Source organism: Actinacidiphila acididurans, from assembly GCF_016918855.1.
Lineage (GTDB): Bacteria > Actinomycetota > Actinomycetes > Streptomycetales > Streptomycetaceae > Actinacidiphila > Actinacidiphila acididurans.
In genome coordinates this window covers 527,225-539,887 of the sequence record NZ_JADKYB010000001.1, presented here as the reverse complement: position 1 = coordinate 539,887, position 12,663 = coordinate 527,225, and the positions used below count along the sequence as shown (strand labels likewise).

The following is a 12,663-nucleotide window of genomic DNA, read 5'->3' as shown; positions in this document are numbered from 1 at the left end:
GCGGGGTTGTTGCCCCTATGCGGCCGGCGCCGCGTGGGCGCGGCAGGCCACGACGCCGCGGAACCCGGCAGACCACAGCACCGCAGCGCCGAGAGCCCCCCGGAAGCGGCGCGGCCTCACAGCTGCGCGGGCATTGACAACCGGATGGGCGCCGGGCGAATGTGGGAGCGCTCCCATGACACTTGTGCACGCCCCCCACGTCCCGCCTGACGAAGGTGAGAACTCCCGTGCGCCTGACGCGTATCCGTTCCTCCTCCCGGCGCCGCCTGGCCGCGACGGCCGCGGTCGGCGCCCTGGCCGCCGCGCTGCTGGCCGGCGGCGGCGCCGCCCGTGCCGATGATCCGCCACCGCCGTCCGCGGTGGACGTGACCGTGAACGCGAACGAGGGCCTGGGCACCATCCCGGCCACCGCGTACGGCCTGAACAGCGCCATTTGGGACTCCCAGATGAACGTCCCCGAGGTGCAGAACCTGCTCGGCGCGGCCGGCATCGGCGCGCTGCGCTACCCCGGCGGCTCGTACGGGGACATCTACCACTGGCAGACCAACACCGCGCCCGGCGGCTACGTCGCCCCCGGCACCGACTTCGACGCCTTCATGGGCACGGTCAAGAAGATCGGCGCCCAGCCCGTCCTGATCGCCAACTACGGCTCGGGCACCCCGCAGGAGGCCGCCGACTGGGTGCGGTACGCCAACATCACGAAGGGGTACGGCGCGAAGTACTGGGAGGTGGGCAACGAGCTGTACGGCAACGGGCACTACGGATCCGGCTGGGAGACCGACCAGCACGCCGACACCTCGCCGACCGCCTACGCGCACAACGTACTGGACTTCGTCTCGTCGATGAAGGCCGTGGACCCGACCGTCAAGGTCGGCGCGGTGCTGACGATGCCCGGCAACTGGCCGGACGGCGTGATGGCCGGCGGTGAGAGCGCCGACTGGAACCACACGGTGATCCCGATCATCGCCGGCAAGGCCGACTTCGTGATCGTGCACTGGTATCCCAGCAGCTCCGGCGCCTCCCAGATGCTCGGCTCGGTCTCCCAGCTCACCGGTGAACTCTCGCAGTTGCGCGACGAATTGGACGCGGCTGGCGCGAAGGACACCCCGATCGCGCTGACCGAGGTCAACGGCGGGGTGGACGAGGACACCCAGCCCAACGCCCTGTTCGGCGCCGACGCGTACTTCACCGCCCTGCAGAGCGGGGTGTTCACCGTCGACTGGTGGGACACCCACAACGGCCCCGGGCAGATCAGCACCGCGCCCGACGGCGCCACCGACTACCAGGACTGGGGCGTGCTCTCCAGCGGGACGTGCGTCGGCTCGGTGTGCGAGCCGCCGATGAACACCCCGTTCCCCACGTACTGGGCGATCCGGATGCTGAGCACGGTGGGCGTGCCCGGTGACCTGCTCGTGGGCGCGGGCACCTCCAACGCGACGGTGTCGGCGCACGCCGTGCGGCGGGCCAACGGCGACCTGAGCGTGCTGCTGGTCAACAAGGACCCCTCGGCCGCGCAGACCGTCGCCCTGCACTACACCGGCTTCACCCCGGACCCCTCCGCCGCGGTGAGCGTGTCCACCTTCCGCGACCGGGCGGCCGGCATCGACACCGGCACCTCGGCGGACAACGCCACGGCGACCCTGCCCCCGTACTCGCTGACCACCCTGACCCTGCACGCCAAGGCGGGCACGACGGCCACGCTGTCCGCGCCGGGCGCCCCGAAGGTCACGGCGGCCGACGACACCAGCGCCACCGTGTCCTGGACCCCGGCCACGGGCGGCACCGCGACCCGCTACGAGGTCTACCGCCAGTTCGGCACCACCAGCGAGTTGCTCGCCACGTCCACCGGCGGCAGCGCGACCGTGCACAACCTGACACCGGGGACCACGTACACCTGGAACGTGCTGGCCAGGGACGCGAGCGGCAGGCTGTCGCGGCCCTCGGACCCGGTGACGGTACGCACCGGCACCCCGGCGCACTCCACCTGCCAGGTCTCGTACCAGGTCACGGCCGGCTGGGGCAGCGGCTTCAACGCGAACGTGAACATCACCAACACCGGCCCGACGCCGATCACCGGGTGGACGCTGGCCTTCTCCTTCCCCAGCCCCGGTGAGTCGGTCAGCGGCTTCTGGAACGCGCAGGTGGCCGAGAACGGGCAGAACGTCGTGGCGACACCGGTGGACTGGAACTCCACCCTGGCCGCGAACGGCGGCAACTCGGTGTCCTTCGGCTTCACCGGCGCCAACGACGGGGCCAGCCCGCCGCCGACCGTGTTCACGCTCAACGGCACCGTCTGCACGACCGCATGACCATGGTCCGAGGCACTGCCGACGGCGCTGCGCCCGAGCGGGCGCACGCCGAACGGCGGACGCCGCGGGCGGTGACACCCCGTGCCACTGGGGTGGAGCCGCCCGCGGCTGCCATGATCATTCCCATGCTGCAGGTATGCCTCAACGGCTCCAGGGGCCGGTCCTCGTGCGCGGGTCTGCCGGTGACGCCGCCGGAACTCGGCGACGCCGCCGCGCAGGCCGTCGCGGCCGGAGCGCGCGACATCCACCTCCATCCCCGCGACGACCGGGGCGCGGACACGATGGACCCGCTGTTCGTGGACGCCGCCGTCGCCGCGGTCCGGGCCGCCGCGCCCGGCGTGACACTCGGGGTCACCACCGGCGCGTGGACCGAGCCCGATCCGGTCCGGCGCGCCGCCCTGGTCCGCTCCTGGTCGGTGCTGCCCGACCACGCGTCGGTGAACTTCCACGAGGCCGGCGCGGAGGGCGTCGCCGAAGCGCTGCTGGCCTGCCGGATCGGCGTCGAGGCGGGGATCTTCGCCGGTACGGACGGGGCCGCGCGGCTGCGGGTCTGGTCGCACGCGCACCGGGTGCGGCGGATCCTGGCCGAGGTCGAGGATCCCGATCCGGTCTCCGGCCCGGGCGCCGCTCTCCGACTGCTGGCGGAGCTGGCCGGCCCGGACGGGTCCGGCGGCGCCGCCCGCCGCCCGGTGCTGCTGCACGGCGTGGACGGCTCGGCCTGGCCGATCCTGCGGCTGGCCGCCGACCGCGCCCTGGACACCCGCATCGGCCTGGAGGACGTCCTTCTCCTCCCGGACGGCACCCCGGCCCCGGACAACGCCGCCCTGGTCCTGGCCGCCCGCCAGGTGCTGGGGCAGGCGGTACGGAGCTGAGCCGCGTCACGCGAATCCGCCGGCCCGCCGCACCGGGGTTTTGCGTGCGTGCCCGCGTCCACCCGGCCTGACCTGGCGGAAGAGCAGGTTGCGGGGGGCCGCGACTGTGCCATTCTGAGGGGGTGGGCGTATGCCTGTCCGCTTATGTGACCTTCGTCGGCCGGCGCACCCGGCGGGCGGAAGGCGGGGCGAGGCGTGCCGGGTGACGGCGGGGCAGCGGGGACGCCGCCGGCGTCCGCACCGGCCGCGCGGGAACGGATCCTGGCGTTCGCCGGCGCGCTGCTGGTCGCCCTCTACCTGCTGGACAAGGAGAGCGGCGCGCTGGTGCTGGCCGAGACCAGGGGCGGCGCGGCCGGTCGTTACGGGCTTCCCGAGCGCTATCGGGTGACCGGCCGCTCTCCGGCCGCGGAGGCGGTGGTCACCGGCCGGCCGCTGTGGCTGGACGCCGCCGGGTTCGCCGCCCGGCGCGACAAGTTTCCCGGGACGGTCCGGCCCCCGGCCGGAACAGCCGGCGCGTCCCTGGGCGCGCTGCCGCTGCGCGCGGGGACGGACGCTCCTCCCCGTGGCTGCCTGGTGCTGGTGGGTGACGCCGTGGACGGCTTCGCCCCGGAGCAGCGCCGGTTCCTGCAGCGGTACGCCGACGAGATCGCCGCCGGGCTGCCGGCGGCCGTGGCGGCCGGGGGCGAATGGCCGCTGCTCGGGCCGGCGCTTCGGCGCCTGCGGACAGGAGGGTTCTCCCTGGTCCCGAGCACCGGCCTGATCGACGCCGACGCCTCCCTGCTGGATCTGTTCGGCATCCAGCGGGACGAATTCGACGGCAAGGTGGAGTCCCTGCTGGCCCCGGTCGTCCCGGACGACCTGCCCGGGCTCGAGGACGTGGTCGACGCGTCGGCGACCGTGGCCGGCTGCCGGGAGGTGGAGTTCCGGGTACGGCTGCGCACCGGTGAGTTCCGCCGGCTGCGGCTGGGCTGCCGGGCGCTGCGCGACGGCGGCGGGAGGCCGGAACAACTGCTGGGGGTGGTCGCCGACGCCTCGGGGCCGGGGTCCGACGACGAGGGAGCGCTGCGGCGGCTGTCCGACGAACTCGATCGCGCCCAGACGGCCCGGGACGTCGGCCGTATCGTGGTCGCCGCGCTGCGCGGGCCGCTGTGCGCCGACCGGCTGGCGCTGGGCGCGCTGGAGGCCGACCGGCTGGTGGTCACGGTGCTGGACCCGCCGCGGACCGCGGCCTGGCCCGACTCCTGGCGGGCCGAATGGCGCTCGGAGTGGCCGGATCCGCCGGTGCGTGCCATTCCGGAGTTGCAGGCCGCGCTGCGCAGCGGCACTGCGCGGTTCTGGCCCGCCGGCGCCGCGCTCGAACCCGCGCTGGCGGACGTCGGCCCCGGGGGCCTGGCCGTCCTGCCGCTGCCGGCCCACGGCCGGATCGCCGGCGTGTGCCTGATCGGCTGGGAGCAGCCGCACGAGTCCGGCCCGCAGGAGCGGTCCATGCTCACGACGGCCGCGGGTCTGATCGGCGAGGCGCTGATGCGCGGCCTGGCGTACGACGCCGAGCAGGAACTCGCCGGCATGCTCCAGCGCACCCTGCTGCCCCGGCGGCTGCCCGCGCTGCCCGGCGGCGAGGCCGTCGCCCGCTACCGGCCCGCCACGCACGGCCTCCAGGTGGGCGGGGACTGGTACGACGTGATCGCGCTCTCCGAGAACCACGTGGTGCTGGTGATCGGGGACGTCCAGGGGCACAGCACCGCCGCCGCGACCGTCATGGGCCAGATGCGCACCGCGGTGCGGGCGTACGCCGTGGAGGGGCACCCGCCGGACGTGACGGTCTCGCACGCCAACCGGCTGCTCATCGGCATGGAGACGGATCTGTTCGCCACCTGCACCTACGTCGACCTCGACATGGAGGAGGGCGACGCCCTGATCGTCCGCGCCGGTCACCTGCCCCCGCTGCTGCGGCTCCCGGACGGCAGTACGGAGGAGGTGACGGCCGACGGCGGCCCGCCGCTGGGGGTGCTGGCCGACACCGACTTCCCGATGACCGCGGTGACCCTGGCCCCGGGCACGGTGATCGGGCTGCTCACCGACGGCCTGGTCGAATCCGCGAGCCTGCGGGTGGAGGACGGGCTGCGCCGGGTGCGGGACGCGTTCGCCGCCGCGGACCCGGCGGACATCGGGCAGATGGCCGACGACGTGATCGGGCAGCGCGGCCCGCCGGCCGACGACGTGGCGCTGCTGCTCCTGCGGTACGACGGGATGAAGGTGCGGCCGGTCCGGGCCAGGTCGGTCGTGTGGCGACTGCCCGACGCCGTCATGCACGCCCGCCGGTTCACCGCGCGCACCCTGCGTGCCTGGCACCTGACGGACGTGTCCGACGCGGCGCTGCTGGTCATCTCGGAGCTGGTCACCAATGCCCTGATCCACACGCACGGCGCGGTGGGCATCGACCTGACGCTGGCCGGCGACCGGCTGCGGATCGCGGTCAGCGACTCCTCGGCGCGCGCCCCGGCCAAGCCGGTGGCGGTGGACTGGGAGTCGACCGGCGGCCGCGGCATCCTCCTGGTCGAGGCGGTGTCCGGCGCCTGGGGCTCGGTGCCGGTCAGCGGCGGCAAGCAGGTGTGGAGCGAGATCGTCCTGCCGCCGCGGGAGCAGGAGCCGGAGCCGGAGCCGCCGGGCGGACTGCCGCAGGAGTCACCGCACGAGTCGCAGCAGGAATCACCGGAAGCGCCGCGCGGTCCGGGCCGGGAGCCGGTGGCGGGAGGCCGACAGGAGGAGACGTCGGAATGAGCATCCGTACCCGGGTCGCCGCGCTGGCCGCGGCCGTCGCCGCGGCCGTGGCGCTGGGCGCCTGCGGCACCGCGGCCGGTGCCGCCAGTGGCGCGCACACCACCGCGACCGCCGGCCGCCGAGGCGGCTTCACCGTCGGCCTGCTGCTTCCGGCCAGCGGGGCGGACCGGTACGGGCGCTTCGACAAGCCCCTGATCACGCAGCGGCTTCAGCAGCAGTGCCCGGACTGCACGGTGGACGCCGTCAGCGCCAGGGACAACCCGGCGACCCAGCAGCGCCAGATGAACGCCATGATCACCAAGCGGGTCGACGTGATGATCCTCGCCGCCGTGGACGGCAGGGCCCTGCGCTCCTCCATCGTCCAGGCACACCGGGCCGGCATCCCCGTGGTCGCCTACGACCGCCTCTCCGAGGGCCCGATCTCGGGATACGTCACCTTCGACGGCGCCCAGGTCGGCCGGCTCCAGGCCCAGGGCCTGCTGACGGCGATGGGCCCCAAGGCGCACGGCGGCCAGATCGTCATGATGAACGGGGCCGCGACCGACCCGAACGCGGGCTGGTTCCAGCGGGGCGCGCTGTCCGTCCTCAAGGGCAAGGTCAGGATCGGCCGTTCGTACGACACCATCGACTGGCAGCAGTCGGTCGCCTTCGCCAACATGACCAGCGCCATCGCCGCGCTGGGGCCCAACGGCGTCGACGGCGTGCTGGCCGCCAACGACAACCTCGCCACGGGCGTCCTCAACGCGTTCGACTCCTCCCGGATCTCTCCGGCGCCTCCGGTGACCGGTCAGGACGCCGACCTGGTCGCCGTGCGGCGGATCGTCGCCGGCACGCAGACCATGACCGTGTACAAGCCCATCAAGCCCGAGGCCCGGGCGGCCGCGGACATGGCCGTCGCCCTGGGCCGCGGCCAGCAGCCGCACACCGGCCGCACCGTCGCCAACTCCACCACCAGGAACATTCCGGCTGTCTTCCTCACGCCGGTCCCGGTGACCGCCGGCAACGTCAAGGACACCCTGGTCAAGAGCGGCGTGTACAAGATCGGCGAGATCTGCACCCCGAACCTGCGGTCGGCCTGCGCCAGGGCCGGGCTCACGCCCTGAAGCCGCCGAGGAGGTGAATCCCGTGGCCCCTCCCCTGCTGGCGCTGCGCGGCGTCTGCAAGCGCTACGGCGCGGTCCGGGCCCTGGTCGACGTGGATCTGGAGATCCGGGCCGGTGAGGTCGTCGCCCTCGTGGGCGAGAACGCGGCCGGAAAGTCGACGCTGGTCAAGGTGATCTCCGGGGTCGACGCGGCCGACCGGGGCATGATCGCCTGGCAGGGCCGTACGGTCCGGATCGGACGCCCGTACGACGCCCAGACCCTGGGCATCGCCACCGTCTACCAGGACCTGAGCCTGTGCGAGAACCTCGACGGGGTCGGCAACGTCTTCCTCGGCCGCGAGATCCACCGGCTGGGGATCCTCGACGAGGTGGAGATGGAACGCCGCACCCTCGAGCTGATGGACACGCTGGGCCTGGGCACGCCCGACGTCCGTGCCCCGGTCGCCTCGCTGTCCGGCGTCCAGCGGCAGACCGTCGCGATCTCCCGCTCGCTGCTGGGCGAGCCCCGGCTGCTCCTGCTGGACGAACCCACCGCGTCGCTGGGCCTGGATCAGATCGCCCGGCTTTTCGACGTGATCGAGCATTTGCGTGACGGCGGCCTCGGGGTGCTTCTGATCAGCCACAACATGGGAGACATCAAGGCGATCGCGGACCAGGTCGCGGTCCTGCGGCTCGGCCGGAACAACGGTGTCTTCGACGTCAACACCACGTCCCAGGAACAGATCACCTCGGCCGTGATCGGCGCGTCGGACAACGCCATGGCCCACCGTACGACGATGTAGGAGGAGGCATGGCCGTGAGCGGGCCGGGAACGCCCGGGACGGTGCGCTCCACCGGTCCGCCCGCCGGCGGGCCGGTGCCGGCCGGGGCCCGCCGGATCAAGGCGTACGCCGACGTGGTCTGGCGGCGGCTGCGTCCCGGTGAGCGCAGTGCCCTGCCGGTCGTGCTGGGCCTGGTCGTCGTATGGGCGGTCTTCCAGAGCCAGAACGGGAACTTCCTGTCACCGCGCAACCTGTCGAACATCAGCGTGGACCTGGTCAGCACCGGAATGATCGCCGCCGGCCTGATCTTCGTTCTGGTCATCGGCGAGATCGACCTGTCGGTCGGTTCGCTCAGCGGCCTGGCGGGGGCCGTGTACGCCGCGTTGAACGTCAGCCACGGAGTGCCGGAGTGGCTGGCCGTGCTCCTCGCGCTCGCCTCCGGCGCGGCCGCCGGCGCCCTCCAGGGATTCTTCGTCGCCAGGGCCCGGGTGCCCTCCTACGCCATCACCCTGGCGGGCCTGCTGGCCTGGAACGGCCTGATGCTGTACCTGCTGAGCCCGACCGGCACCATCGACATCAACGACAACGGCTTCGTCGCCTCGCTGACCGACCACTACTTCTCCGACGTCTGGGTCGCCTACGGCCTGGCCACATTGGGCACGGCCGGGTACGTCCTGACCGCCCACCTGCGGGTGCGGCGCCGCAAGGCGGCCGGGGTGCCGCACCAGCCGCTCACCGAGATCTGGGTGCGGGCCGCCCTCCTCGCCGGCTTGGCGTTCACCGCGGCTTGGATGCTCAACCGGTTCCAGGGTGTGCCGCTGGCGCTGCTGATCTTCCTCATCGTGGTCGCCGGCCTCGACTACGTCCTGCGCCGCACGAGCTACGGGCGGATGGTGATCGCGCTGGGCGGCAAGGGGGAGGGGGCCCGCCGCGCCGGGATCGACGTGCTGAGGGTACGGGTCTCGGTGTTCATGATGTCGGGCACGCTGGCCGCCGTCGGCGGCCTGTTCATGACCTCGCGGCTGGTCTCGGCGAGCCAGGCCACCGGATCCGACGGCCAGGTGCTGATCAACGCCGTGGCCGCCGCGGTACTCGGCGGCACCAGCCTGTTCGGCGGGCGCGGCACCATCTGGTCCGCGCTGTTCGGCGTGCTGGTCATCGAGTCCATCGCCTCCGGCATGGCGCTGCTGGGCGCCGGGCAGCCCCTGCAGTTCGTGATCACCGGCGGCGTGCTGTTCGTCGCCGTCGTCATCGACTCGCTGCTGCACCACCCGCCGGCCCGCAACCGGGCCTGACGGACGTTTCGGGAGGCGAGCCGCGGGTCAGACGCAGGGAAAACCGGTGGCCGCGGCGGAACGGGACGGGTCCGCGGCCACCGGGAAACGTGAGCGGCCGTCCCCGGCGCAAGGAGTGACCGATGCCCGCCTCGTCGCCCATCGACCTGATCGACACGCTGACCGAGCAGCACGAACGGATCCGCGAGCTGCTCGCCGAGGTGGAGTCCACCGACGACGCGGCCCGGCAGGACGCGCTGGACGAGCTCGGTGACCTGCTCGTGCTGCACGAGACGGGCGAGGGGTACCTGACCGCGCCCGACGCCGGGAGCTCGTCGGCCGAGGCGGCCGACCTGGCCCGGCGGCTGACCGCTCTCGACGCGGCAGGCCCGGACTTCGCGGCCGGCTTCGCCCGGTTCGCGGCGGACGTGCGGGCACACGCCGAGCGCGAGGAACGCGAGGAATTCCCCGCCGCCCGGGCCGCCCACTCCCCCGACGAGCTGCACGAGATGGGCAACCGGCTGCTGAAGGCCGAGCGGGGCACGCTCAGCGGCTGACCCGGGACCGGACGGTGCCCGGCGCTCAGCCGGGCACCGTCCGGTCCCGGGTCCAGGCCAGGAGCTCGTCGGCGGTCCAGGTGGTGACCACCCGCGCGGCCGGGATGCCGGCCGCCTCGGCGCGCGCGCAGCCGTTGATCTGCCAGTCGAGCTGGCCGGGGGCATGGGCGTCGCTGTCGATGCTGAACAGCACACCGGCGTCGCGGGCCAGGGCGAGCAGGCGGCGGGGCGGGTCGAGGCGGTACGGGCTGCTGTTGATCTCCACGGCGGTGCCGGAGCGCGCGCAGGCCGCGAAGACCCGCTCGGCGTCGAACGTGGATTCCGGGCGTACCGCGCGCCCGCCCAGCAGCCGGTTGGTGCAGTGACCGAGCACGTCCACCCGCGGGTCGGCGACCGCGGCCAGCAGCCGGTCGGTGAAGGCGGCAGCGGGCATCCGCAACTCGGAGTGCGCCGAGGCGACCACCACGTCGAGCCGGTCGAGCAGGTCCTGGTCCTGGTCGAGCGAGCCGTCCGGGAGGATGTCGCACTCGATGCCGGTGAGCAGCCGGAAGGGCGCGAGGCGGGTGTTCAGCTCGGCGACCTCGTCGAGCTGGGCCCGCAGCCGGTCCGCGGACAGGCCGCGGGCGACCTTCAGCCGCGGCGAGTGGTCGGTCAGCACGGCCCAGTCGTGGCCGAGGCCGCGGGCGGTGCGGGCCATCAGCTCGATCGGGCTGCCGCCGTCGGACCAGTCGGAGTGCAGGTGGCAGTCGCCGCGCAGGGCGTCCCGCAGCGCCCGGCCGGCCTCGGCGGCCCCGTCGGGGCCGGTGCGTTCCGTCCGGGCCTCGTCCTCCAGGCGGACCAGGTACGCGGGGACGCCGCCCGCGCTCGCCTCGGCGATGACCTTGCCGGTCGTCTCGCCGATGCCCTTGAGGTCGGTGAAGCGGCCGGTGGCGGCCCGCCGTTCCCGCTCCGGGGGCGGCAGCGCGGCCAGCACCTCGGCGGCGCGCCGGAACGCCTTGACCCGGAACGCGGGGGCCTGCGCGCGTTCCAGCAGGAACGCGATCCGCTCCAGCGCCTCGATCGGGTCCATGCCGATCGCTCTTCCCCGCACAGGTCCCACCCAACGGCGGGGCGGTCGTACATTCACCCGGGCGGAGTCCGGCCGCGGGCCCGGCGCGACGTACCGCGCGTCACACGTTGGGCACGTGCAGCGCGTCCCAGGTCTCCTTGCCGGGCGGCCACTTCAGCGCGTCGCCGGTCCAGCCCTTGTGGTGCTCGGTGTTGTACTTGCGCTGCCACGCCTCGTACGAGGCCACGTCGCCGGAGCCGATCACGTCCTTGTTGGCGCTGGACTGATAGTGGTCGCAGCCGACCGCGACCAGGCGGTCGTGCATGGCGGCCACGATGGGTGAGCGGCGGCCGATGGTGAACCAGGCCGTTCCCGGGAACGGCTCATAGGCCGGCTTCGGGGTCCCCTTGGCCGTCCAGGTCTGGAGCGCGGCCTTGCTCGCGAAGTCCGCGACGTCGTGGTCGATGCCGCCCGCCTCGCTGTACTGGTGGAACACCCAGGCGTGCTGGATGCGGGGCCGGCCGGCCGGGGCGTCCGGGTCGGCGATCCACAGGCCGTCGCCGGCGAAGGAGCTGTGGTCGCGGTTCAGCCAGAAGTCGCGGTTGCAGTAGAGCAGCACCCGGTTGTGCGGGGCCGCGGCCTGCAGGTCCTTGATGAAGGTGTCCTTGTCGGTGCCGGGCACGCCGGTGTCCTCCCAGTCCAGGGCGAGGATGTCGCCGGCCTTGGCAGCCGCGTGCTGGAGGAAGTACGACGCCTGGGCGCTCATCGAGCCGGGTCGTACGAAGTGGTAGTGGCCGACCACGAGGGAGGCCGCCCTGCCGTGCGCGATCTGGTCGGCGTGCCGTGGGTTGACGTACGAGGTGCCCTCAGTGGCCTTGACCATCACAAAACTGAGGCCCGCGGTGCTGTACGTGGTGCTCTGGTACGAGGAGACGTCGATTCCGTTGAGGGTCATGGCGGTCCTTTCGCGCGGGCCGGTGCAGGTGGTGCTGCGCGGAAAAATGGAGCGACGACGGACAGGGGCGGGTGCGCGCAGGGGGATTCCGCGACAAGGGGCGGTGGCGTGGCGTCGGGGGCAGGGCCGTCTGGAGCGGGGTCGGGGACGGGGGTCAGTGCACGGGTCCGACGTCGAAGGTGTCGCCGCAGACGACCGGGCTGCCGACCGCGAGCGTCATGGCGTCGGTGGAACCTGGCGGGTACACCTTGACGAAGGTCGGGGTGCGCCAGCAACCCCCTTCCCGTACTCCCTGGTTGAGAGTGTGCAGATCGGCCTGCACCGTGCTGCCGGGGGCGAGCCGGATCGAGCCGGCCCGGCCGGGCTCGCGTGCCGCCGGCCGGCCGATGACGCTGCCGTCGCCGCGCAGCAGGGACACGCCGGGGTAGCCGTCCAGGACGCAGGCGTGGGCGGTGATGTTGGTGAAGGTCAGCGGGAAGTAGATCTGCCCGGCCCCGGGGTCGCCGCGGCCGAGCCGCAGCTTCAGATCGGTGACCGTGCAGCGGGCGGACGCGGCCGGCGCGGGGGCCGGCCGGGAGGTGGCCGGTGTGCCGCCGGGCGCGGCGGTCGAGGGAGCGGGGGCGCCGGTTGTGACGGGGGACGTGGCGGTGGTCCCGCTGTCGGTGGGGGCGGCCGGGCTCGTCGGCGTGGTGGCCGTGGCGGTGTCCGGCGGGGTGCTGGAGGGGCCCGAGGCGGACGAGGAGCCGGAGGAGCTGCCGCAGCCCGCGGCGGCCAGCGCGAGCAGGGTCACCGCGGCGGCCAGGGCCGGTGCCCGGCGGCGGCCGGACCCCGTGTGCACGGAGGAAGTTCGCATGTTCATCGAGTGCTCGCCGCGCACGGGCTTCGAACCTCACCCGCCCCCATTGTTGCCGTACTCGCACATTCCCCCTGGTGTCGCTCGTACGGCCGTACGCCTCCCGCGTCGACGTGCGTATCGGACGTCACGGACCGGTACGCATTGCCCC

10 protein-coding genes are annotated in these 12,663 nt (G+C 73.6%); 7 read left to right on the top strand and 3 right to left on the bottom strand.

Annotation, left to right across the window (positions count from 1 at the left end):
• Positions 1-227 precede the first annotated feature (227 nt).
• The 7 genes from ITX44_RS02370 to ITX44_RS02340 all read left to right on the top strand — a co-directional run bounded on the left by ITX44_RS02370 (position 228) and on the right by ITX44_RS02340 (position 9,656).
• Positions 228-2,309, top strand: a complete 2,082-nt coding sequence (locus ITX44_RS02370) for a cellulose binding domain-containing protein (protein WP_205355238.1) — start codon at positions 228-230, stop codon at positions 2,307-2,309.
• A gap of 125 nt (positions 2,310-2,434) precedes the next feature.
• Complete coding sequence (locus tag ITX44_RS02365) at positions 2,435-3,181, top strand: 3-keto-5-aminohexanoate cleavage protein (protein ID WP_205355237.1); 747 nt, start codon at positions 2,435-2,437, stop codon at positions 3,179-3,181.
• Between the two features lie 195 nt (positions 3,182-3,376).
• Complete coding sequence (locus ITX44_RS02360; protein ID WP_205355236.1) at positions 3,377-5,962, top strand: SpoIIE family protein phosphatase; 2,586 nt, start codon at positions 3,377-3,379, stop codon at positions 5,960-5,962.
• Positions 5,959-7,065, top strand: coding sequence for a sugar ABC transporter substrate-binding protein (locus ITX44_RS02355; protein ID WP_205355235.1), 1,107 nt, complete (start codon positions 5,959-5,961; stop codon positions 7,063-7,065). The genes ITX44_RS02360 and ITX44_RS02355 overlap by 4 nt, the downstream gene beginning before the upstream one ends.
• Positions 7,066-7,087: 22 nt before the next feature.
• Positions 7,088-7,846: an ATP-binding cassette domain-containing protein gene (locus ITX44_RS02350; protein ID WP_205355234.1), complete on the top strand. Its 759-nt coding sequence runs from the start codon at positions 7,088-7,090 to the stop codon at positions 7,844-7,846.
• An 8-nt stretch (positions 7,847-7,854) separates the two neighbouring features.
• A complete protein-coding gene (locus tag ITX44_RS02345) occupies positions 7,855-9,120 on the top strand; it encodes a sugar ABC transporter permease (protein WP_205355233.1) in 1,266 nt (421 codons plus the stop codon).
• 122 nt (positions 9,121-9,242) lie between these two features.
• Positions 9,243-9,656, top strand: coding sequence for a hemerythrin domain-containing protein (locus tag ITX44_RS02340; RefSeq protein WP_205355232.1), 414 nt, complete (start codon positions 9,243-9,245; stop codon positions 9,654-9,656).
• 25 nt (positions 9,657-9,681) lie between these two features.
• On the opposite strand, the gene ITX44_RS02335 is transcribed toward ITX44_RS02340, so the two are convergent.
• The 3 genes from ITX44_RS02335 to ITX44_RS02325 form a co-directional block, all read right to left on the bottom strand.
• Complete coding sequence (locus tag ITX44_RS02335; protein WP_205355231.1) at positions 9,682-10,725, bottom strand: PHP domain-containing protein; 1,044 nt, start codon at positions 10,723-10,725, stop codon at positions 9,682-9,684.
• A 100-nt stretch (positions 10,726-10,825) separates the two neighbouring features.
• The gene (locus ITX44_RS02330; RefSeq protein WP_205355230.1) at positions 10,826-11,659 is read right to left on the bottom strand and encodes a GH25 family lysozyme; all 834 of its coding nucleotides are present in this window, start codon (positions 11,657-11,659) and stop codon (positions 10,826-10,828) included.
• Positions 11,660-11,813: 154 nt separating this feature from the next.
• Entirely contained in the window at positions 11,814-12,512 is a 699-nt protein-coding gene (locus ITX44_RS02325) for a DUF4232 domain-containing protein (RefSeq protein WP_205355229.1), read from the bottom strand.
• Positions 12,513-12,663 lie beyond the last annotated feature (151 nt).